Below are 22,549 nucleotides of genomic sequence, written 5' to 3' on the forward strand. Positions count from 1 at the left end.
GGGGAATATTTGTTTACAGGGAAAAATCAAAATGTTTAATCATCTGTCTGCATATCCTTAAGTTTATTTGCCTGCTGGAATATGTTGTGCAGGATTTTTTTGAATTCCTCGAATTCATCAACTGCCTGTTCGGCAGAACGTGCACCGTCATTTGAAAGTGCTGCAACCTCCTGGCTTGTTGCGGACAGGTTGGAAATACCATCGTTGATTTCGGTTGTGGAAGAGGAGATTGTTTCCATACCACGCTGAATATCACTGAATCGGCTAAGCATGTCGGCTACGTTTTCGTTAATGCTGTCGAAGTTGTTACCAACTGTCTCAATCATATCATTTTGTTCGGCAACACAGGAAACGGTATCATCAATACTTGCCATGGCTTTCTGTACATCTTCAGTCAGTTCGTTAATAATTCTGGTGATTTCTGTTGACGCATTGTTGGTTTCGCCTGCGAGATCTCGTACGTCGTTAGCTACAACCGCAAAGCCTTTTCCGGCTTCGCCTGCTCTTGCAGCCTCAATACTTGCATTGAGAGCAAGAAGGTTTGTCTGTTTGGAAATAGACATGATAGCTCCGACAATCTTTTGAACCTCTTCAACCTTGTTAATAACAGCCTGAGTTGCTTCAACGGTAACCTGGCTGGTGTTGGCAACATCCTGTGACTTAGCCTTAAGCTCTCCGATAACTTTTACGCCTTCGTGAACAGTATCCTGAGTCTGCTGGGATGCCTTTGACATTTCCTTGGTATGGGCATCGGTTGTAAGAGTCTCATCCTGAATTTCCTGAACCTTTTGTGCCTGTCTGGTGATGGCATCTGCTGTACTTTCCATACTTGATGCAATATCCTGCATTCCTGAATGCTGTGATTCAATAATATGCTGAAGTGATTGAAGATTATCCTGTGAATTGTTGAAAAGATCGGATATGGTATTGGCAATATCTGCCATTTTGTTTCCTGTTTTAAGTGACTTCTCCGCATTCTTGCTAATCTTGGCATTATTTTCATCATTAAATCTGGTAAGAAGGCTAACAACATTTATACTTGTAATAAATGCAAGTCCAAGTGTTATGAACGCAGGTACGAGCGAAATATCAAACTCTCCGCTTATAACAATACTTTTTATTGCTGTGATAATAAAGGAGATACAGATTGCTCCGATACCGGCACGGCAGAGACGCACGTTAAGATATATGATACTTGAGATCAGTATTGGGAGACCAAAAGCAAAATAAACCATATTGTCCTGTGCTATGAGTAGAACAAAATAGAATATAGTAGCACCGCCCATGATAAGGACAGAACCCAGCTTTACTTCAGGAAATCTGAAATTTCCTGCAACAAGCATCAACATTCCGACAATAGCGCTGATTATAATAGATGCATTACCTAAAGTAATTCCTCTGCTTGTTATATCACCTATTGTGAGCATGACACCACAGCCGATGATGATACTGCAAACTAGGAAACTGACTTTATTCGCAAGTCTATACTGTTGAGGATTCATAATCCGTCCTTTCCGCATTAAAAAATGCACATAATTCGAAAGACTAAAAGCTAATTTGATTTTAACATGTGACACTTGTAGAAACTCTGAAATACTGTTAAAAAAATAATAAAAAAATGATTAAAGTATCAAGCAGCAGAGGTTTCACATATGTATTGAATATATGATAAAATAAACATTAGCCAATAATTCAATTGATGAAAATTTTTAAAAAGATCAAATGAAAAAAATATTTCTAGAAGCGAGAGGTTATTAAGATGGCATTGGAAAATTTACAACCTGCAGAGGTATTTAAGTGGTTTGAGGAAATCTGCACTATTCCTCATGGATCGGGAAATGTGAAAAAAATCAGCAATTTCCTTGTGAAATTCGCTAAGGAGAGAAGCCTTTACGTCAGACAGGATAAAGCCCTGAATGTTGTTATAAAAAAGCCAGGCACAATGGGTTATGAGGACCATGAGCCTGTTATCTTACAGGGACATATGGATATGGTCGCTGTTAAAGAAAAAGGTGCTAAGATAAATATGGAAAAGGAAGGACTTGACGTTACTACTGACGGAGAGTTTGTTTGGGCGAAGGCGACAAGTCTTGGTGGTGATGACGGAATAGCCGTTGCTTATGCGCTGGCACTTCTTGACAGTAAGGATATACCGCATCCCCCTCTTGAAGTAATCATCACTACAGATGAGGAAGTCGGAATGAATGGTGCGGTCGCACTTAATTGTTCAGACATTACCGGTAAGAAATTTATAAATATCGATAATGAAGAGGAAGGAGCAATGATCGTAAGCTGCGCAGGCGGCGCTCGTTTCCACGGCTATCTTCCTCTTACAAGAGAAAACAAGAGTGGAATAAAAGTAAAGATTCATATAACGGGACTACAGGGTGGCCATTCCGGTGAGATGATTGTAAAGGGCAGAGGAAATGCCAATGTGATCATGGGAAGACTTCTTCTGGAAATTACCGATGCGCTTGAAATCGGACTAATAAGCCTTAAAGGTGGGGTGGCTGATAATGCTATAGCATCTGACTGTGAAGCTGAACTTCTGCTTATGGGACTTTCTTCTCAGATGCACGGAAACATAACAGGTCCTGATGTTTCATTCTTCTCATTATTTGGTAAGTTATCATCCATTGCTTATAAGGTAGAGGCTGATATCAAGGCAGAGCTTGGCTCAAGGGATCCCGGACTTTCCATAGTTGTTGAAGAAGTTGTTGAACACAGTCTTCCGCCTGAAAGCACGGACGTATCAAATATGGCTTCCGTTAATCTTGATTCCAGTGTTGATGCCTATACTGAGGTTCTTGAAAAGCGTGAAATTGTTTCCGGAATCATCCCTTGTGCTGAGGTTATTGAACTTGCAAGATGTATATGCGCTATGCCTTACGGAGTTCAGACCATGAGCGCATCAATTGATGGCCTCGTGGAGACTTCACTTAATCTTGGAATTTTGAAAATAGTAAGCAGTAAGTCAGGAGCTATTGAGGGACAAGGTGCAGCAAGCCAGAGTGCCGGAACAATGGATGAGGCATTCCTTCTTGATTATTCTGTAAGAAGTTCCGTAGCACCCGCTAAGGAAGCTCTGATCCGTAAAATGGAGATTATTCTTGAAAGCTTTGGTGGCATCCATGAGGTAACAGGCGAATATCCAGGATGGGCTTACCGTGAAGAATCACCTCTTCGTGAAAAGATGGCAGCGGTGTATAAGAAGCTATATAACAAGGATATTAAAATAGAGGCTATTCATGCAGGTCTTGAATGCGGACTCTTCTCTGAGAAGATAGCGGATGTTGATTGTGTTTCAATTGGCCCTGATATGCAGGATATCCATTCAGCAAAAGAAAAACTGAGCGTAGCATCAACAAAGAGAACCTGGGAATATCTGTGTGAAGTACTTAAAGAGCTATGAGTTCTTGCCTGCAAAATCGGAAATGCATGCAAGTAGCTTGCGATACGCAGTCTGCGCTCCCAAAAAATAAGAAACTGGTACGTTTATTTGGGCGTCACTTTTATAGTGGCGCTCATTTTTATTACGAGATATAATTGTTATATAAGTTTTGTGGGGAGGAATAATTATGCACAGAGAAAGTGGAATTCTTATGCCGGTATTTTCACTGGCATCTAAGTTTGGAATTGGTTGTTTTTCAAAAGAAGCTTTTGAATTTGTGGACTTTCTTGATAAATCATATCAGGGATACTGGCAGATTCTTCCGATCGGTCCGACCGGATTTGGCAATTCACCCTATCAGCCGATTTCAGCATTCGCAGGCAATCCTTATTATATATCCCTTGAAACACTGATAGAAGAAGAGCTCCTTACCTGGGATGATGTAAACAGCGTTGATTTCGGAAACGACATCGAGAAAGTTGACTATGGTAAGCTTTACGAGAATAGGATTGACGTTCTTAAAAAAGCGTTTGCTAATTTCCTGGAAAAAGGAGAGCTTAAGGAATTCAGGGAATATCAGAAGGAACAGAAATACTGGCTTGAAGATTATGCCCTTTACGTTTCAATAAAAGCCGATCAGGATGGAAAATCCTGGCTTGAATGGCCGGATGACCTTAGAAAGCGTGAACCCAAGGCTATTGAGAAAGCAAAAAAGGAATTTAAGGATGAGATAGAATTTATTTCCTTTGAGCAGTTTAAATTTGATGAGCAGTGGAAAAAACTGCATAAATATGCGGCTAAGCATAAGGTAAAGATAATTGGCGATCTGCCGTTTTATGTTGCAATGGACAGTGCCGACAGCTGGTCGCATCCTGAAGCATTTCAGATGGATAAGGATCTTATGCCTAAGGCAGTTGCAGGATGCCCTCCGGATGCTTTTTCCGCAGACGGACAGCTTTGGGGAAATCCTGTCTATGATTGGGATGCTCTAAGGAAGGATGGCTATTCCTGGTGGATTAAACGTATAGAACGTAATTATGAATGGTTTGACGTTATACGTATAGATCACTTCCATGGTTTTGCAGAGTATTATGAAGTGCCTTACGGTGATGAAAATGCCAGAAACGGAAAACAGATGAAAGGTCCCGGTATGGATCTGTTTAAAGCTTTGGAGAAAAAGCTTGGTAAGCTGAATATGATTGCTGAAGATCTTGGCAATACAACCGAAGAAAATATGAAGCTTCTCGAAGATTCAGGGTTTCCTGGCATGAAAGTGTTGCAATACGGCTTTACTAGCTGGGATAGTATGTACGTAAATCACAGACACATTAACAACTGCGTAGTTTATACCGGTACACACGACAACACACCTACCTTTGCCTGGGCACAGGAGATATCTCCGGGCGAAAGGGATTTCACAAGACGTTATGTTAATTCCCTGAACACGGATTATGGTGCATTTGTATGGGATATCATCAGGGAGGCTTACAGGTCTGTTGCCAATCTTTGCATAGTGCCGCTTCAGGATTATCTGTGTAAAGGAAAAGAAGCCAGAATCAATACTCCCGGTACAGCTGAGGGTAACTGGCAGTGGAGACTTACTCCCAATTATCTTTCAGATGATCTTGCAAACAGCATAAGACTTCTTACCGAGACTTACAGTAGAGTTCCGCTTCCGGTCAAAGAAGAAAGTACAGATGATAAATTAGATGATGATAAAGACAAAAAATAAAAGTCTTTTAATCCGCCACAGTTAATCAAAAACAGGACTTGATAAAAATATTCGTTTAGAAAATATTGTCCGACAAAAAAGACTACCTGTGGGCAGAACCTATAAAAATACCGACTCCCAAAAGTTAGAACTAAAATCTAACGATTGAGGGTCGGTTTTTATGTCCAAATATTCTTTTTAATTTTTTAAATTTTATATTGTGTAGGCCTGGTATTTCTGAACCATCTTTTTGCTGCATTTTAAAATAAGATGAGTGCCACTTTCTGTGTATTCGGTCTCGGAAACCTCTGCACGTGAAGTTATATCATGAAGTGCCGCACCGTCAGAGTATGGAATAACAAATTCGCAGTCGATCTTTTCACCCTCAAGAGTGCGTTCAATCAGAGAAGAGAGTTCGTTAAGGCCAATGCTGTTCTCTGCGGACATGTAGATTCTGTCATCTCTTAAATGAGGGATCTTCATGGCAGAATGCTCAGAACCTTCTATGACGAGATCTGCTTTATTAAAAACATAAATAATCGGTATTTGGGATGCACCGATGTCTCGAAGTGTTTTTTCGGTGACCTCAATATGAGTCATATAATCAGGATCTGAAAAATCGATAACCTCAAGAAGAAGGTCAGCATAAACCGCTTCGGACAAAGTTGATCTGAATGCTTTTACCAGAGTAGTAGGAAGTTCATTAATAAAACCTACTGTATCTGATAAGAGAAAGGGTCTGTGTCCCGGCAGATCTATTCTTCTTACGGTCGTGTCCAGAGTAGCAAAAAGCATATCCTTTTGCATTACCTTTTTGTTCTCTTTTTCTTCGATGTGGCTCGCATCAAGAAAAGCGTTAAGAAGAGTAGATTTACCTGCGTTTGTGTAGCCCACCAGTGAAATGCGGGGAATATCTGAACTCATACGCTTTGCTCTCTGGGTATCACGTTCATGTTCAATTGCCTCAAGATCTCTTCTGAGCTCAGCACATCTGTGTTCAATGCGTCGTCTGTCCAGCTCAAGCTTTTTCTCACCGGCTCCTTTATTGGAAAGCCTGCCGCTACCGCCGCCCTGACGGCTGAGTTCTGTTCTCATTCCCGCAAGCCTTGGCAGCATAAACTGTAGCTGCGCATATTCAACCTGCATGCGTGCCTCTCTTGTTCTGGCGCGTTTTGCAAATATCTGTAAAATAAGACCGGTTCTGTCGATTACTTCAGTATCAAGAATTCTCTCAAGGTTTCTCAGCTGAATGGGAGAGAGCGTGTCACCGAAAATGATAATATTGGCATCGAGCATACTTATAAGATTCTTCAGTTCCTCAACTTTTCCGCTTCCGATAAAGGTCGCATGGTCAGGGTGCGGAAGAGTCTGAGTTATTGTCATGGCAGGCTCAAGGTCACAAGCCTTTGTGAGCGCAGTAAGCTCACTCATGGATCGTTCAAATGCCCTTTCATCGCGGTCATCATAAGAAAGCCCCACAAGAATTGCCTTGGGAGTATCTGTGTATTCGTTAGTTTCAAATGTGGTATTGTTCATGTTTTACCTTAAATCCTTTTAATTACTCATCAAATGCTATTATAAACGTATTCTTCGTTTAGTGGAATTGCAAAAGTTTAAATTCTAAGAAACTGAGCAGAAAATCTGTATTTTGAAGGACTTTACACCTTTGAGTTCAAGAGGAAAGTAACATGTAGTTAAGGTATTTATTTTTTTAGACGATAATATAATTGGAGTTTAGTAAATTCACTTTTTTATAATTATAATAAGAATGCAAATCATGTCAGTGCATGAGAGGAAAGTGGAAACAAAACGTTATGTAAAATCCACTTATAGATAAGATGGAGTAAGAGGCTAATTTATGAGTTACGATTTATCTTCTTCAATGAATAGAATGACAGATCTTTATCTTGATAAGGCAGGACTTTCCGCAAGGCAGACAGGACTAAACGCAGGAAATTATGGAACGGTGTCTCTTGGCGGCGGAAACCGAAAGGACCTTATGGATAAAGTTACAAGCTCACTCAGTAGGGGAAAAGAGCTTAAGGGTAAATTCGGAAAAGAATTTGACGAAGTATATGATTCTCTGCAGGCAATGCGAACGCTGGATGCAACCATGAGACAGAGCTATGATATGAATCACAGGGATGATTATAAGAACACCAATGTGAAAAATGCCCATTCCGCTATGACCTTCTCAAAGGGTAGTAGCAGGATAATGGACATGCTCACAAATCAGGTTAATTCCGAAATGGATGACAAAGTAAACAAAGCCATGAAGGATGGCCTTGACAGTTTATCGGGCTGAGAAGAAATCTCTGACAGCCATCAGAATAAAACCAACTTCATTTCTCGCCTGGAAATCGGAGTCAGCTTTGTGCCATTTCTGAGGCGGAGTTTTCAGTGTGCCATCTGAAGAAATAAGGTCATCTTTAGATAAACCTGCTCCAAAGATATCATCATTGGGGCTTGCCTGAATTATTACGGAGTCACCGGTAGACATCAGAGCATCAGCAAATGCTTTATCCGATAAGAATTTTCCTACGTTTCCGTTAAATATAACTTCACGGTAGCATTTTTTCCAAATAGCATCATCAAAATTTTTTATCTCACCGCCAAGCTTTTGGCAAATGGCAGGGTCAGGTTCATTCATTATCTTTGCATAGGTTTCAAAATCATTAAAGAGAAGAGCCTTCTCAGATACAACATACTGTTCTGCGGATAGGTAATTCCTTCCGTTTATGAAGACAGGTTCTCCCTGATACCACAATGAAAACTGGCAGAATTCATTGCTCTTTTCAGCAAGCCAGAAAGATACATAAGTATGATCTTTACCCTCTGAAATCTCATCAATCAGCCAGTCGATATGATACTTGTTGTATAGCGCCAAAGGAAAATCCGGCGGTGTTACAGGCAAAGAGAGAGAAGAGATAGCAGAGGAAAAAGAGTCGGAATCAGTTTTGGTTCCAGCTTCTAAATTATCTGATATCTCAGATTCGCCTGAGGAACCTGTTAAAGCTTCTGCTTCTGCTTCCAAGGCCTGATCTAAAGAAGATTTTTCGGCTTTCTTGCTTTTTCTTGCAGTCTTTTTCTTTGGCTCTTCTTTTTGTACAGGGGTAGCATTTTTTACAGCATTTGAATAAACCTCAAAACTCAGTGCGTCCGGAACGACCCAGCAAATATCTGTAAATGCATCCGGGTGTTCGGCAATAAAAGCAGAGACTGTTGCTACAGCGAGCGGAGCAGCCTTATCTAAAGGATAACCGTATTCATGTGTTGAAATGGAAGAAAAAGCGATTTTTTTGATATAGTTTTCTGATGCAATTTTTAGGGCACTGGTATAGCAGGAGGCGAGAAGCTGTGCCTCGCCTGCCATACCACCCATCCAGATGGGGCCAACAGAATGAATGACATATTCTACGGGCAGATTGTAACCAAGAGTAAGCTTGGAATCGCCGGTTTCACACCCGTTTAATCTTCGGCACTCAGTTTTAAGCTGTGGACCGGCAGCACGGTGGATAATACCATCGAGACCGCCGCCTCCCAGCAGACTGTTGTTAGCCGGATTAACTATTGCATCGAAACCTGTAACCTTGGTTATGTCACCCTGAATCACGCGAATCATGTTGTCCCCCTTATGTGACTAATGAAATTTTTAAAAAGAATTACTGAAATCTAACAGCCTTGTTGACCGTATCCTGAGCAATTGCCTCTGCAACGATGCCAAGACCGATAATCTGCAGGATAATGAAAAGAATGGAATTGCTTGCACTCTGTTCGCCCCTTATCTGGTCAACCTTTTCACCAAGTTTGTATGCCCAGAACCAACCGTAGATTCCACAGGTTACTATTGTCAGAAGAAACGCCAGTACGCCTGAGGTCTCATGCTGACGATTACATAAAACATTGGTTTCATCCGTAAGAACGATGAACCAATAAATATTGTAAATACCACAGGTAACAATACTTAAAATAATAGCAAGTGCGATACTTCTGCCTGTAATACCTGCAGCAGCTAAGTAAGGCGGCTGCTGGAAATTACCTGGATTTCCGTTCTGATAATTAAAATTCTGATTGTTACCATAGGCATTTCCATTGTTGGGATTAAAACCAACAGGACCATCCTGAGGTGCCTGCCCCTGATTGCTATCCTGTACAAGTCTTGTTCCGCAATTAGTACAGAAATTAGTTGAATCCGGATTTTCTGCTCCGCAATTTGGACAAATCATTTTTCATCTCCTCCATAATAAATAAATTGATACATATCTGATTATATCATAATTTAGTGTATAATTATTCTCAAAGGGGGAAAATATTATGCCGATTCTTGGAGCTTTCATGGTACCGCATCCGCCTATAATTCTTCCTGAAGTAGGTCGGGGTGAGGAAAAGAAGATTAGTAACGTTACAGCCGCTTATGAAACGGTGGCTGATGTAATTGCTGCTCTAAAGCCTGAAACAATAGTTATTTCGAGTCCGCACAGCATAATGTATGCTGACTATTTTCATATATCACCGGGGAACAGTGCCCAGGGAGATATGGGTAAATTTCAGGCAGAGGAAGTAAGCTTTGATGCAGAATATGATGAAGAACTCGTTTCAGCAATCTGTAGTATTGCGGAAAAAGGCGGGCCTGATTTTTATAATGAAGATAATGCCTCCGGGAAAGAAGGACAGGGAGGACTCTCTCTTCATGAATTTCCTGCGGGAACTCTTGGTGAACGTGAACCGCGACTTGATCACGGGACAATTATACCGCTTTATTTTATATGCCAAAAATATACGGATTTTAAACTTGTGAGGATAGGCTTGTCCGGACTTCCGCTTGCTGTGCATTATCAGATGGGACAGATAATTCAGAAGGCTGTGGAAGAAACAGGCAGACGTATTGTATATGTGGCAAGCGGTGATCTTTCCCATAAGATGAAAGAGGATGGACCTTACGGCTTTGTTCCCGAAGGACCGCAGTATGATGAACGAATCATGGATGTTTGCGGAAAAGGCGAATTTAAAAGATTGTTTGAATTTGATGAGAATTTTTGTGAAAAGGCCGCAGAGTGCGGACATAGATCCTTTGTCATGATGGCAGGTGCCTTGGACGGACTTTCCGTAAAGGCAAATGCTCTTGTCCATGAAGCAACCTTTGGCGTTGGGTACGGAATATGCAGCTTTGAGGTGGGAGGCCCCGATGAAAACAGGCATTTCCTTGATCAGTGGCGAAAAGAGAAACTCTCTGAACTTAGGCGCAGACAGGAGGATGAGGATCCTTATGTACAGCTTGCAAGGTTTTCACTTGAAAGTTATGTGACTGCGGGAAAAACTTTTCATGTAAAAGATTTAAAAGGAACTGATTTCGAAAATCTACCTGAGGAAATGCTAAAACAATCAGCAGGTGCCTTTGTTTCAATTCATAAAAACGGAGCTTTGCGCGGATGCATCGGAACAATACTTCCGACCTGCGACTGTGTTGCGGAGGAGATATTGCAAAATGCCATAAGTGCAGGAACAAATGATCCAAGATTCCCCATGATAACCGCTGATGAGCTCCAATGGCTTGAAATAAGTGTTGACGTTCTTGATAAACCGGAACCCATTTCATCACCCGATGAGCTTGATGTTAAGCGGTACGGTGTAATTGTAACTTCCGGGCATAAGCGGGGATTGCTTCTTCCTAACCTTGATGGCGTTGATAGTGTGATACAGCAGATTAACATAGCTTGTCAGAAGGCAGGAATACCAAAGGGAGAGGAAATCAGTCTGGAGAGATTTGAGGTTGTAAGACACTTGTAAGAAAACATAAACATGTGTTTATGGACGAGGAGACTCTATGCCAACATGTAACGTATGTCATCACAGATGCAATATAGCGGAAGGAAGCTTTGGGCTTTGCCATGCCAGAACCTGCAAAGACGGGAGGATATTCTGCGCAAATTACGGTCATGTTACATCCATAGCCTTAGATCCGATTGAGAAAAAACCGCTTAGCAGATTTTTTCCCGGATCTAATATAGTTTCCGTGGGCAGTTATGGCTGTAATCTGCGATGCCCTTTTTGCCAGAATTATTCTATTTCATATGGCTTTGCCGATGAAGGGGTAGGGTATGATGTTACAACTCCACAGCAGCTTGTAAACATTGCCCTGGAATATAAAAATCCGAAATATAAGAACATCGGAATAGCATTTACATACAATGAGCCTCTTGTGGGATTTGAATTTGTAAGAGACACGGCAAGGCTTAGTCATGAAAACGGGCTTAAAAATGTTCTTGTTTCAAATGGGAATGTTACAGGGGAGGTATGTGACGAGATACTTCCTTTTATAGATGCTATGAACATTGACCTTAAGGGCTTTACCGATAAATATTATTCGGAGGTTCTTAAGGGAGACAGAAAGATGGTTATGGATTTTATTGAGAAATCATCAAAGTCATGTCATATGGAGGTAACAACTCTGATCGTTCCCGGATACAATGATACACCGGAAGAAATCTCTGACCTTGCAGCCTGGCTGTCCGAACTTGGCGATATCACGCTCCACATTACCAGATATTTTCCGAGGTTCAGGATGACGGATGTACCTGCTACAGATGTGGAGCTGATATACTTACTTGCTGATACGGCGAGGCAAAAACTTAAATATGTATATACCGGTAATTGCTGATTTACACTTCTTAAGGAAGAAGATGCTTTATGTCTCCGTCTTTTACTATTTGTATCGTATCGGTGGTGACACCTGTATTTTTCATTTCTTCTGCTATTTTTTCATCAGTCCATTCAAAGGTGTTTAGGAAAATGCCGGGAAGACCGCATGCGGCAGCAATACCCATATCGCACATCATCTCATTTCCGACCATTACAGCGGATTTTCTGTCGATATTATATTCTTGTAAAAGCCACTCCATGAACTCGGGCTGTGGCTTTTTTATTTGCTTATCGGAAGAAATATAGATTCCGTCAAGGCAGGAGACAATACCTGTCATTTCAAGCTCTGTTCTTGTAAAGATTTCCTGGGCATTGGATAGAAGATAGAGCTTGCAGCCTTTTTCCCTTAGTGCTTTCAACGTGCTGATAGTATTTGGATAGCACTTTAAACGCTCGCGTGAAATAATTCTGAAGGTATTGCTTATCATGTGACACCACTCGCTCTGGGCAAGATCATCAACAGACATGAGCTTAACCGGATTCCCGTTGATTCTTGCAGCTGTTTCATGGAGATTTTTTGCCTCCACAAGAAGCCTTGCAAATACTCTTTCAAGAAGTATCTCAGGGTATTTTAAATCTATTTCCGGATGCCATATCTTTAGAATCTTGCGAAGGTGAATATCTTCCTCCTTACATAATTCGATGTATGCAGAGTGGAGTTCTTTGGGTGTGTAATCTGCACCGAAAGCAGCATAAATTCCCGCCATATACTGCCACAATTCAGATTTATTTTCATCTGTTTTTATATCGAGAAGTGTTCCGTAAAGATCAAAGATATATGTGTTATAAATTTTTATTGAATTCTTTTTCATATTACGTGCCATACTTTCTTAATTTATATTATGAGGTTTCTGCTTTGCCGGTGACCCTATCATCATAATTATTCGTTATCAGTTAAAACAGCAATTCCGTTAGACGGAAGAGTAAGCTTATCGCCATCAAGAACAGCTTCCTCACCGCCTGTAGTCAGAGAAAAGGAGAGAACTCTGAATCCGTCAGCAGATTTATCTTTGCCAAGGTCAATCACAATGCTTTCACTACCATTATTTAAAGCGATAAGTACTTTGGAATTCTTGATTTTTTCATCAAGTTTATCAGACGCATCCTTTATCCAGACTACATTTCTGTCTCCGGACAGACTGTCGATTATACTGCATTTTCCTCTTGCGATTGCAGGGTATGCATTTCTTATACCGATAGCCTTCTTATAGTAATTATAGATTGAATCCGGATCATCCTTCTGATCTTCAAGAGTACCATAGCTCATATTGAGCTTATCCATACCGTCGGGGCCTTTAGTCATTCCTTCAGTGCCTTCGGCTGCCCACTGCATGGGAGCACGTTTGTTTTCATCCTTGCCGGAGCCCTTCATTCCAAGTTCTTCACCGTAGTAAATAAAAGCATTGCCGCTCATAAGGAGATTTAGAGCTCCTGACAGTTTTGCACCGTCTTTTGCTGTTTTACCGGTGTAGTAGCCTGCACTTCTTGCCATATCATGATTAGTATAAAAAGGAGCATTTACATATTTTTCATTATAGGAAGAGTAAAGTTTATCTTCATCAATCTGAGCCTGGACATATCTTGCAGGGGTCATTTTTCCTTTGGCACATTTTGCAACAAGCCCTTCGCTTCCTGAAAAATCAAAGTCGAAGAGGGAATCTATACCGCTTTCGTAATAAGGCGCATATCCACCGGATGAGGTCCAGGCTTCTCCTACAATGTAGGCATCGGGATCCATATCATGAACGGATTTTACGAAAGTGCCAAGTTCCTTAGTACTCTCAGAAACGTTGCCTGATGTGAACTGTGTTACGGCATCCATTCTGAAACCATCGCAACCTAAATCCAGCCAGAATTTTGCCATATCAGCCATTTCTTTTTGGACAGCTGCATTATCAAGATTAAGGTCCGGCATTTGGGACCAAAACCTGCATTCATAGTAATAGTCTGTTCCTTCAAGCTTCTCATAACCTTCTTCTGCTTTGTCCGTAAAGTGATAGTAATTAATATATGGACATTCTGTAGAGTCCGGTGCTTTTCCTTTAGGAAGTCCAAGGAGATATTTCTTCGCCTCAAGAAACCAGGGATGCTGAGAGGAGGTATGATTTATAACTGTATCGTTGATTACACGGATACCTCTTTTGTGAGCCTCTTTGACGAGTTCTTTATAATCGTCGATAGTTCCGTATTCAGGATCAACGTTACAGTAATCTGTAACATCATATTTGTGGTATGTAGTGGAAGGACAGATTGGCATGAGCCAGATCTGGTTACAACCAAGATCGTCAGTGGTTTTATCATCACCATCATTTATGTAATCAAGTTTTTTTGTCACACCTTTCAGGTCACCGATTCCGTCACCGTCACTGTCATAAAACGAATAAACAAAAATTTCATAGGTGGTACGATAGAAATCATCGATTTTTGGAACTTCGACTTTTTTCTCTGCACATCCTGTAAGAGCAGAGCTTAGTAAAGAAGCTGCTAAAAAGCAGGAAACAACGGCTTTTTTCATTTTTTCTCCTCATCAATAAACGCAAAAATACGAATATATACACCATGAATTGTACTAATTTTTTTTAATGAAAAAAACTGTTTACATTATTTTTTCTGTGTGCTATAATTTCTTTCGTTGGCGACGATGAGCGTCACGGATAGGGGAATCATACAATGGCTAGTATTGCGGTCTCCAAAACCGTTCATGCGGGTTCGAATCCTGCTTCCCCTGCTAGGTTATAAGAGAGGTTGTGAAGAATTTATTTCTTCATAGCTTCATTTTTTTATGGTACAAATTATTTCATTGTAAAAGTCTCAAAACATTCGGAATATATAAATACTACTTACTTATATTATCAATTGCCCCCAAGTTCTGATGCTTCTCATAAAAGCACATGAATTGGGGGCAACTGTCATCATATTATGAATGAACCTTCTTTTTTTTCGGTTCATTTGCAAGCGGTCTGAAAATCGTCATCCTTCCTGTCCAGCCTGTTATTCTGGTGATAATTATTCCAACCAGGGCACCACAGCTGTCAATTATGACATCACGCTTCTGGGGAGTACGTCCTGAAATGAAGGACTGATGGTACTCATCCAGGCATGCATAGGATACGCAGATGATGCCTGCGACAATCACAAGTGGGAATCCGCGAAGACCGTAGACATAGAGTGGAAAAGCAACGGTTATCGCAAGGATAAGATACTCTGTAAAATGCGCAAGCTTTCTTATATAAAACTGATAAACTGTACTGAGTTCTGAAATATGTGCAGCACTCCAGCCTCTGTCAAAAACATCATTTGTAACAGTAAGAACCTCCACACCAACTTTATAACTGAGCTCAGAGCTGGTATCGGCATCCTGTCCCGAAAAATTGAAAATAAGACACATCATTACTATAGCAGGCAGAAATGACATGGGCTTTAAAACGAATCTCAAAGTTTGCTTTATATATAGAAGAAAATATTTCATAATGATCACCAACCTTAATTATTTAAATGTATAAAACTGTTTGGAAACAATACTTACAAAGCCTGTTTCCGCATATGTACAAATCATTTAGCAACAAGTATAACTCAAAAGTTTTATTTGAACAAATTGCCATCTATACATTTTTTCTTCTTATGTTATAATTCATTGAGATAAATTGTTCTTTATGAATGCGAGGGGGCAGTCATATGTTTGAAGGTAGAGACGGCGAAAACAGTGTAGAGGATATCATCTCAAGATATAAAGATGATGTGGCAAGTCTGGCACCATATTTAGACTGGCTTAAGGAACACACCAAACAGCAGGTCGCTGAGAGCTATTCCAACAGTGAACTATCAAAATCAATACCATTTCCTGTTTATGATTCAACGCTTTTAAGCTTTGTTAAACAGGCTCAGCAGACCAATATGATGAATCGCAATTACACCTACGTTTACACCAGGAATCACATTGCGAACTACAAGGATGAACTCATTTTTATAAATGATGCTGAGATAAAGGATATGGACGATCTCGCCGGAATCCTTTCCAAATACATCCTTGAGGGTCAGACCAAGGGTACTGTATGGGCAGAGGGTGTTTATACCGGAGTTCTCTATCAGCTTGTTTACAAAATGGATGACCTTATTCATTTCTGGGGAACAATGTCATATTAACTTGAAACTATAAATTTTTTCTGCAGGAGTTTTTTTAAATGAGTGAGAAGTCTGCTCAGAAAAGAAAATACATTCTGGAAAAAGCCCGTGAGGTTTTTGCAGAAAAGGGATTTAAGGACGTCACCATGAAGGATGTTGTTGAAGCTTGTGACATCAGTCGTGGAGGGCTTTATCTCTATTTCTCATCCACTGAAGAAATCTTCCTTGCCGTATTATCCGATTCATCAGATGATGATGACGATGAAGCTATTGCAAATGCACTGAATAATGATGCTACTGCAGGTGATATGCTTGCTCTTTTCCTGAAAGAGCAGAAAAAAGAAATTCTTCGTAAGAAGAATAGTCTTGTGCGTGCCTGCTATGAATATTTTTCAACAGTGGATGTTCCGGCTCAGGATAATCCGCTTCGTAAGCAGTTTGATACAGCAGTTACAATTGTTCAGGCGTTAATTGAAAACGGTGTTCAGTCAGGAGAGTTCTTCTGTGCTGATCCTTACGGATGTGCCCGCAACCTGATGTATGTGGTTGAGGGTCTTAAAGTATCCGCTAAAACTATTGGTGTTAGCGAGGCCGCGGTTGACCGCGAATTGCTATATATATTGGAGGGCTTAGTGCCCCCTGAGGAGTAATCAGTGTTCTTTCTATTAAGATGCTGATTTTTTTTTGCGCATGTGTGAGAACATACATGGAAACGCAAAAGGAGAAGGATATCAATTACATCAGAACATCAGGTAAGGCAGATATTCGAATCCAAACCAAGTAAGCCGGATATAAACCGGCAATGATATAGGAGGAAAAAATGAGCAAAGTCAGACGAGTCTACGTTGAGAAAAAGGCACCCTATGCCGGAAAGGCAAAGGAACTCAGAAAAGAGATAAAAAGTTATCTTGGAATTACGAGTGTGTCAAAGGTAAGAGAGTTTATCCGCTATGATGTGGAGAACATTTCTGACGAGGTTTTTGAAAAGGCTTGCACAACAGTATTTTCAGAGCCACCCGTAGATATTTTATATCACGAAAAAATCGAGATTCCGGAAGGTGCCGTAGTTTACAGCGTTGAAGCACTCCCCGGACAATTTGACCAGAGAGCTGACTCTGCTGTGCAGTGTGTTCGTTTTATAAAGGGAGACGAGGAACCTGTTATCAGAACAGCTGTGACATATATGCTTATCGGTGATGTTACGGAGGATGAACTTAAGAGGATTCAGGAATATACCATGAACCCTGTTGATTCAAGAATCGCTGATGAGGACAAGCCTGAGACACTTGTTGATAATTTTGATGAACCGGAGGATGTAAAAATACTGGACGGCTTCAAGGACATGGCTGAGGATGAGCTTAAAAAGCTTTATGAGTCATTTGGACTTGCCATGACCTTTAATGATTTCAAATGGATCCAGCAGTATTTCCACGATGATGAAAATCGCGATCCTTCAATGACAGAAATCCGTGTTCTTGATACCTACTGGTCTGACCATTGCCGTCATACAACCTTTGGCACAGAGCTTAAGAATGTGAGCTTTGGTGATGGCTTTTATGCTGCTCCCATCAAGGCTTCCTATGATAAATACCTTGAGGCGAGAGAAGATGTTTACGCTGATCCCAAGAAGAGAGAGGAAAAATTCATCTCTCTTATGGACATTGCCCTCATGGGTATGAAGAAGCTTAAAAAAGACGGTAAGCTTACAGATATGGAAGAGTCTGAGGAAAATAACGCATGTACAGTTGTTGTTCCGGTTGATGTTGATTACGGCAACGGCCCTGTTAAAGAAAACTGGCTCGTATTTTTCAAGAATGAGACTCATAACCATCCTACAGAAATTGAACCCTTCGGTGGAGCGGCAACCTGCCTTGGCGGTGCCATAAGAGATCCGCTTTCAGGAAGAGGTTATGTATATCAGGCTATGCGTGTGACAGGTGCAGCTGATCCTACAGTTCCCGTATCTGACACACTTAAAGGAAAGCTTTCACAGAAAAAGCTTGTAAGAGGTGCTGCTTCAGGTTACTCAAGCTATGGTAACCAAATCGGTCTTGCAACAGGCTATGTTAAAGAAGTATATCATCCCGATTATGCTGCAAAGCGTATGGAAATAGGCGCTGTTATGGGTGCTGCTCCTCAGGAACATGTAATAAGAGAAAGCTCAGATCCGGGAGATATCATTGTACTTCTCGGCGGTAGAACAGGACGTGACGGCTGCGGCGGCGCAACAGGTTCATCAAAGGCACATACAGCAGATTCAATCCTCACCTGCGGAGCAGAAGTTCAGAAGGGTAATGCACCTACAGAGCGTAAGCTGCAGAGACTTTTCAGAAGACCTGAGGTTTCAGAACTGATAAAGAAGTGTAACGACTTTGGTGCAGGCGGTGTATCCGTTGCTATTGGTGAGCTTGCGGACGGCCTTGATGTTGATCTTGATAAGGTTCCGAAGAAGTATGCAGGTCTTGACGGTACAGAGCTTGCAATTTCAGAGTCACAGGAGAGAATGGCAGTTGTTGTTGATCCTTCACAGGTAGACAAATTCCTTGAATACGCAGCTGAGGAGAATCTTGAGGCTGTAAAGGTTGCTGTAGTAACCGAAGAACCAAGACTTGTCCTTAAGTGGAGAGGTAAAAAGATTGTAGATATCAAGCGTTCATTCCTTGATACAAACGGTGCTCACCAGGAAACTGAAGTAGAAGTTCAGATTCCTGTGGCAGAGGACAATTATTTTGATAAATATGCTTGTAAGGCTGCAGGAGAAGCACTTGCTGAGAATGATATAAAGAAGGCATGGCTTTCCGAGATGTCAGACCTCAACGTATGTTCTCAGAAGGGACTTGTTGAGATGTTTGACTCATCAATCGGCGCAGGTACTGTAACAATGCCTTACGGTGGAAAATATCAGCTCACAGAGACACAGGCAATGGTTGCAAAGCTTCCTGTTCTTGGCGGCAAGACAGATACAGTAACAATGATGGCTTACGGCTTTGATCCCTACCTTTCATCCTGGAGTCCTTACCACGGAGCTGCTTATGCGGTAACAGAGTCAATCGCAAGAATAGTTGCGACTGGCGGTGATTACAAAAAGCTTCACCTTACATTCCAGGAATACTTCCAGAGAATGACAGCTGACAAGACAAGATGGAGTCAGCCTCTTACAGCACTCCTCGGATCCTTCGAAGCTCAGATGAGATACGGGATCGCTTCAATCGGCGGTAAGGATTCAATGTCAGGCTCTTTCTTCTACGAAGGTGATGAAAAGAGAGCATCGGGCGAGATCAATGTACCTCCGACGCTTGTATCCTTTGCAGTTGATGTTGCAGAAGGTAAGGATGTTGTAACACCTGAACTCAAGAATGCGGGAGATATGCTTATAGAGCTTCCTATTGACAGAGATCAGTACGGACTTCCGGATTATGAAAAGGTAATGGCTCGTTATGATGAAATCCATGACCTTATGCAGAGAGGCTATGTATGTGCTGCTTACGCAATTGACTGCTACGGTGTTGCTGCTGCAATCAGCAGAATGGCATTTGGTAACGGTTTTGGTGTTAAGATTGCAGGTTGTGTAAAGCATGAAGATCTTTTCACAAACAGAATCGGAAATATCCTCTTAGAGGTACCTGCAGATAAGGCAGGTGATGTACTTGCTCTCAGAGAGGCCAGAGAGATCGGTGTTGTTACAGACGATGGCAAATTCACTATCGGAAATGTTGTTATCGATGAGGCAGAGGCCCTGCAGAATTGGAAGAATAAGCTTGAGAAGGTATTCCCTTCAGTTGCACCGGTATCTGAGGAGGATACAGAGGGCGCTGATAAGAAGAGCATCTTTGAGGATGGCGCATTAACAAAAGAATATAAAGCTTCTGATATATATGTTTGTAAAAACAAGACAGCTAAGCCCACAGTTTTCATTCCGGTATTCCCCGGAAGTAACTGTGAGTACGATTCAGCACAGGCATTTGAGAGAGCAGGCGCTGATACAATAGTTAAGATTTTCAGAAACAGAAATGCACAGGATATCGTGGAATCTGTTGCAGAGTTTAAAAAGTCAATCGAACAGGCACAGATCATCATGTTCCCCGGCGGATTTTCAGCAGGTGATGAGCCTGACGGAAGCGCAAAGTTCTTTGCAACTGCTTTCCAGAACGAGAGCATCAAGGAAGCTGTAAATGATCTTCTTCAGAAGAGAGACGGACTTGCACTTGGTATCTGTAATGGTTTCCAGGCTATGATAAAGCTTGGACTTGTTCCTAACGGACAGATTACAGGACAGACACCCGAGAGCCCCACACTGACTTTCAACACAATCGGACGTCACATATCTACAATGGCGTATCTTAAGGTTGTAAGTAACAAGTCACCCTGGATGCAGAAAGCTACACTCGGCGGAACATATGTAAATCCCGCATCCCACGGAGAGGGACGTTTTGTAGCACCTACGGATGTACTTAAAGCACTGTTTGAAAACGGACAGGTTGTTACACAGTATTGTGATCCAAACGGAGAGGTACATCTTGATAATCTTTGGAACATCAATGGTTCTTACATGGCAGTTGAGGGTATTACATCACCCGATGGCAGATGCCTTGGTAAGATGTGCCATTCAGAGAGAAGAGGCGACGGTGTTGCGGTTAATATCTTCGGTGAGCAGGATATGAAGATATTTGAGAGTGGAGTGAGCTACTTTAAGTAATTCCCCAAAAAGCCTTCCCACCCTGTGGGGGGGAAGGTGGCACGAAGTGCCGGATGAGGGGAAAAAGCACACCTTCATCAATAGGAATACAAAGGGAAAAAGCACAACCTTCATCAATAGGAATACAAAGGGGAAAAGCATAGCCTTCCGCAAATGGAAGGACAAAAGGAAAAAGAAAGCCCTCATCCGTCAGACTGCGTCTGACACCTTCCCCCTAAAAGGGGGAAGGCAAAAAAAGCTATGTTTCTCAAAATGGAGACGGCAAAAAACAAAGCCTTCCCCGGTGGTAGGAGAAGTAGGGTAACCCTAACAAAACCTTCCCCGGTGGTAGTAGAAGTAGGGTAACCCTAACAAAACCTTCCCCGGTGGTAGGAGAAGTAGGGTAACCCTAACAAAACCTTCCCCGGTGGTAGTAGAAGTAGGGTAACCCTAACAAAACCTTCCCCGGTGGTAGTAGAAGTAGGGTAACCCTAACAAAACCTTCCCCGGTGGTAGTAGAAGTAGGGTAACCCTAACAAAGCCTTCCCCGGTGGTAGGAGAAGTAGGGTAACCCTAACAAAACCTTCCCCGGTGGTAGTAGAAGTAGGGTAACCCTAACAAAACCTTCCCCGGTGGTAGTAGAAGAAGAGTAACCCTAACAAAGCCTTCCCCCCTGTGGGGGGAAGGTGGCACGAAGTGCCGGATGAGGGGTAAATATACAGGAGGAGCGAATGAAAGCATTTTTGATTTTGGAAGATGGCACCGTTTTCAAGGGAAATGCCATCGGAGCCAATAGGGAAGTAATAAGCGAGATAGTTTTTAATACTTCCATGGCAGGCTATACCGAGGTGTTCACCGATCCGTCATATGCGGGACAGGCAGTATGCATGACTTATCCGCTTATAGGTAATTACGGTGTTTGCAGAGATGATATGGAATCTGAACGTATCTGGCTTGACGGAGTCATTGTCAGAGAGCTTTCGGATGTAGCATCCAACTTCCGCTGTGACATGACTATCCAGGAATTTCTTGAAGAATATGACATTCCCGGAATTGAAAGAATAGATACCAGAAAGCTGGTTCGAATCCTTCGTGAAAAAGGAACAATGAACGGCATGATAACTACCAATGAAAATTACAATCTCGATGAAATCATACCGAAACTTAAGGCTTATACCACAGGAAAAGTTGTTGAAAAGGTATCCTGTAAGGAAAAGAAAAACATCGCAGGCAGTAAAGAACTTGCTGACAACGGACCGATTTCAGGAAGTGCGGTTTTCAATAAAAATGATTATGAAGCATCTCTGAAAGGAGATCTGTCTAAGAGAGAAAAGCGTCCCTCAATTGTAAAGGAGCTTAACGGCAAAGGACTAAAGGTTGCTCTTCTTGATGTGGGAGCAAAGGATAACATCGCCGCATCACTTGCTGCAAGAGGTTGTGATGTAACAGTTTATCCTTTTGATACCACAGCTGAGGAAATGCTTAAGGATAACCCGGATGGAATCATGTTAAGTAACGGCCCCGGGGATCCGAAGGAATGCACCGGAGTTATTGAGGAAATCAAAAAGCTTTATGCATCGGATGTGCCGATTTTTGCCATCTGTCTGGGACATCAGCTCATGGCGCTTGCTACAGGAGCTGATACGTACAAGATGAAGTACGGACACCGCGGTGGAAATCACCCGGTTAAGGATCTTGAAACAGGAAGAGTTTACATTTCATCACAGAATCACGGCTATGTAGTTGATACGGATAAGCTTGATCCAAATGTTGCTGTACCTGCATTTGTAAATGTAAACGATGGAACAAACGAAGGATTAAAATATGTAGGTAAAAACATATTTACGGTTCAGTTCCATCCCGAGGCCTGCTGCGGCCCTCAGGACAGCGGATATTTATTCGATAGATTTATTGGAATGATGCGCACGAATAAGTAAAAGCGATAGTTTCA

16 protein-coding genes, 1 tRNA gene and 1 pseudogene are annotated in these 22,549 nt (G+C 41.7%); 10 read left to right on the forward strand and 8 right to left on the reverse strand.

Features of this window, described 5'->3' with window-relative positions:
* Window positions 1–35 precede the first annotated feature (35 nt).
* Entirely contained in the window at window positions 36–1,502 is a 1,467-nt protein-coding gene (locus tag BV60_RS0108545; RefSeq protein ID WP_029320917.1) for a methyl-accepting chemotaxis protein, read from the reverse strand.
* Between the two features lie 257 nt (window positions 1,503–1,759).
* Here BV60_RS0108545 and BV60_RS0108550 point away from each other — a divergent pair, with 257 nt between their 5' ends.
* A complete protein-coding gene (locus tag BV60_RS0108550; RefSeq protein ID WP_029320918.1) occupies window positions 1,760–3,412 on the forward strand; it encodes an aminoacyl-histidine dipeptidase in 1,653 nt (550 codons plus the stop codon).
* A 166-nt stretch (window positions 3,413–3,578) separates the two neighbouring features.
* Window positions 3,579–5,123 (forward strand): 4-alpha-glucanotransferase, encoded by a 1,545-nt coding sequence (gene malQ / locus BV60_RS0108555; RefSeq protein ID WP_035777189.1) that lies wholly within the window; start codon window positions 3,579–3,581, stop codon window positions 5,121–5,123.
* 192 nt (window positions 5,124–5,315) lie between these two features.
* Here malQ and hflX read toward each other — a convergent pair whose 3' ends face one another.
* Window positions 5,316–6,638, reverse strand: coding sequence for a GTPase HflX (gene hflX, locus BV60_RS0108560; protein ID WP_051656601.1), 1,323 nt, complete (start codon window positions 6,636–6,638; stop codon window positions 5,316–5,318).
* A 322-nt stretch (window positions 6,639–6,960) separates the two neighbouring features.
* Here hflX and BV60_RS0108565 point away from each other — a divergent pair, with 322 nt between their 5' ends.
* Window positions 6,961–7,407, forward strand: a complete 447-nt coding sequence (locus BV60_RS0108565; protein WP_029320928.1) for a hypothetical protein — start codon at window positions 6,961–6,963, stop codon at window positions 7,405–7,407.
* Here the strand turns inward: BV60_RS0108565 and BV60_RS24500 are convergent.
* The 3 genes and pseudogenes from BV60_RS24500 to BV60_RS22710 all read right to left on the reverse strand — a co-directional run bounded on the left by BV60_RS24500 (window position 7,396) and on the right by BV60_RS22710 (window position 9,328).
* On the reverse strand, window positions 7,396–8,136 hold the full coding sequence (locus BV60_RS24500; protein WP_242841014.1) for an NADAR family protein: 741 nt from the start codon (window positions 8,134–8,136) through the stop codon (window positions 7,396–7,398). The genes BV60_RS0108565 and BV60_RS24500 overlap by 12 nt on opposite strands.
* Window positions 8,137–8,226: 90 nt before the next feature.
* Window positions 8,227–8,724, reverse strand: a pseudogene (locus BV60_RS24505) (macro domain-containing protein); the annotation flags it as partial.
* A 40-nt stretch (window positions 8,725–8,764) separates the two neighbouring features.
* Window positions 8,765–9,328 (reverse strand): DUF4234 domain-containing protein, encoded by a 564-nt coding sequence (locus tag BV60_RS22710; RefSeq protein WP_081846629.1) that lies wholly within the window; start codon window positions 9,326–9,328, stop codon window positions 8,765–8,767.
* An 88-nt stretch (window positions 9,329–9,416) separates the two neighbouring features.
* Between BV60_RS22710 and amrA the strand changes: the two genes are divergently transcribed.
* Both amrA and amrS read left to right on the forward strand, forming a co-directional pair.
* Window positions 9,417–10,889 carry an AmmeMemoRadiSam system protein A gene (gene amrA, locus BV60_RS0108580; protein WP_029320937.1) on the forward strand — a complete coding sequence of 491 codons (1,473 nt, stop codon included), beginning with the start codon at window positions 9,417–9,419 and terminating at the stop codon, window positions 10,887–10,889.
* Window positions 10,890–10,926: 37 nt separating this feature from the next.
* The gene (amrS, locus tag BV60_RS0108585) at window positions 10,927–11,760 is read left to right on the forward strand and encodes an AmmeMemoRadiSam system radical SAM enzyme (protein ID WP_029320938.1); all 834 of its coding nucleotides are present in this window, start codon (window positions 10,927–10,929) and stop codon (window positions 11,758–11,760) included.
* A gap of 10 nt (window positions 11,761–11,770) precedes the next feature.
* On the opposite strand, the gene BV60_RS0108590 is transcribed toward amrS, so the two are convergent.
* Complete coding sequence (locus BV60_RS0108590; protein WP_051656602.1) at window positions 11,771–12,625, reverse strand: HAD family hydrolase; 855 nt, start codon at window positions 12,623–12,625, stop codon at window positions 11,771–11,773.
* A gap of 56 nt (window positions 12,626–12,681) precedes the next feature.
* The gene (locus BV60_RS0108595) at window positions 12,682–14,316 is read right to left on the reverse strand and encodes an alpha-amylase family glycosyl hydrolase (protein WP_051656603.1); all 1,635 of its coding nucleotides are present in this window, start codon (window positions 14,314–14,316) and stop codon (window positions 12,682–12,684) included.
* Window positions 14,317–14,457: 141 nt separating this feature from the next.
* On the opposite strand from BV60_RS0108595, the gene BV60_RS0108600 reads away from it, so the two are divergent.
* Window positions 14,458–14,529, forward strand: a tRNA-Trp gene (locus BV60_RS0108600).
* Between the two features lie 189 nt (window positions 14,530–14,718).
* On the opposite strand, the gene BV60_RS0108605 is transcribed toward BV60_RS0108600, so the two are convergent.
* Window positions 14,719–15,237 (reverse strand): VanZ family protein, encoded by a 519-nt coding sequence (locus BV60_RS0108605; RefSeq protein ID WP_242840963.1) that lies wholly within the window; start codon window positions 15,235–15,237, stop codon window positions 14,719–14,721.
* A 239-nt stretch (window positions 15,238–15,476) separates the two neighbouring features.
* Here BV60_RS0108605 and BV60_RS0108610 point away from each other — a divergent pair, with 239 nt between their 5' ends.
* The 4 genes from BV60_RS0108610 (at window position 15,477) to BV60_RS0108630 (ending at window position 22,535) form a co-directional block, all read left to right on the forward strand.
* The gene (locus BV60_RS0108610; protein WP_029320946.1) at window positions 15,477–15,944 is read left to right on the forward strand and encodes a hypothetical protein; all 468 of its coding nucleotides are present in this window, start codon (window positions 15,477–15,479) and stop codon (window positions 15,942–15,944) included.
* A 38-nt stretch (window positions 15,945–15,982) separates the two neighbouring features.
* A complete protein-coding gene (locus tag BV60_RS0108615) occupies window positions 15,983–16,573 on the forward strand; it encodes a TetR/AcrR family transcriptional regulator (RefSeq protein ID WP_029320948.1) in 591 nt (196 codons plus the stop codon).
* A 170-nt stretch (window positions 16,574–16,743) separates the two neighbouring features.
* Complete coding sequence (locus tag BV60_RS0108620) at window positions 16,744–20,619, forward strand: phosphoribosylformylglycinamidine synthase (protein WP_029320950.1); 3,876 nt, start codon at window positions 16,744–16,746, stop codon at window positions 20,617–20,619.
* Between the two features lie 710 nt (window positions 20,620–21,329).
* Window positions 21,330–22,535: a carbamoyl phosphate synthase small subunit gene (locus tag BV60_RS0108630; RefSeq protein ID WP_029320954.1), complete on the forward strand. Its 1,206-nt coding sequence runs from the start codon at window positions 21,330–21,332 to the stop codon at window positions 22,533–22,535.
* Window positions 22,536–22,549: the final 14 nt, after the last annotated feature.

The sequence above is a fragment of the Butyrivibrio sp. AE3004 genome (assembly GCF_000703165.1).
GTDB lineage: Bacteria > Bacillota > Clostridia > Lachnospirales > Lachnospiraceae > Butyrivibrio.

Excerpts from the sequence above, each read along its gene's own strand:
- amrA (WP_029320937.1), top strand. The coding sequence starts at position 9,417 with ATGCCGATTCTTGGAGCTTTCATGGTACCGCATCCGCCTATAATTCTT.
- BV60_RS0108550 (WP_029320918.1), top strand. The coding sequence starts at position 1,760 with ATGGCATTGGAAAATTTACAACCTGCAGAGGTATTTAAGTGGTTTGAG.
- BV60_RS0108565 (WP_029320928.1), top strand. The coding sequence starts at position 6,961 with ATGAGTTACGATTTATCTTCTTCAATGAATAGAATGACAGATCTTTAT.
- BV60_RS22710 (WP_081846629.1), bottom strand. The coding sequence starts at position 9,328 with ATGATTTGTCCAAATTGCGGAGCAGAAAATCCGGATTCAACTAATTTC.
- hflX (WP_051656601.1), bottom strand. The coding sequence starts at position 6,638 with ATGAACAATACCACATTTGAAACTAACGAATACACAGATACTCCCAAG.
- BV60_RS0108545 (WP_029320917.1), bottom strand. The coding sequence starts at position 1,502 with ATGAATCCTCAACAGTATAGACTTGCGAATAAAGTCAGTTTCCTAGTT.
- BV60_RS0108590 (WP_051656602.1), bottom strand. The coding sequence starts at position 12,625 with ATGGCACGTAATATGAAAAAGAATTCAATAAAAATTTATAACACATAT.
- BV60_RS0108595 (WP_051656603.1), bottom strand. The coding sequence starts at position 14,316 with ATGAAAAAAGCCGTTGTTTCCTGCTTTTTAGCAGCTTCTTTACTAAGC.
- BV60_RS0108620 (WP_029320950.1), top strand. The coding sequence starts at position 16,744 with ATGAGCAAAGTCAGACGAGTCTACGTTGAGAAAAAGGCACCCTATGCC.
- BV60_RS0108615 (WP_029320948.1), top strand. The coding sequence starts at position 15,983 with ATGAGTGAGAAGTCTGCTCAGAAAAGAAAATACATTCTGGAAAAAGCC.
- amrS (WP_029320938.1), top strand. The coding sequence starts at position 10,927 with ATGCCAACATGTAACGTATGTCATCACAGATGCAATATAGCGGAAGGA.
- BV60_RS0108630 (WP_029320954.1), top strand. The coding sequence starts at position 21,330 with ATGAAAGCATTTTTGATTTTGGAAGATGGCACCGTTTTCAAGGGAAAT.
- malQ (WP_035777189.1), top strand. The coding sequence starts at position 3,579 with ATGCACAGAGAAAGTGGAATTCTTATGCCGGTATTTTCACTGGCATCT.
- BV60_RS0108610 (WP_029320946.1), top strand. The coding sequence starts at position 15,477 with ATGTTTGAAGGTAGAGACGGCGAAAACAGTGTAGAGGATATCATCTCA.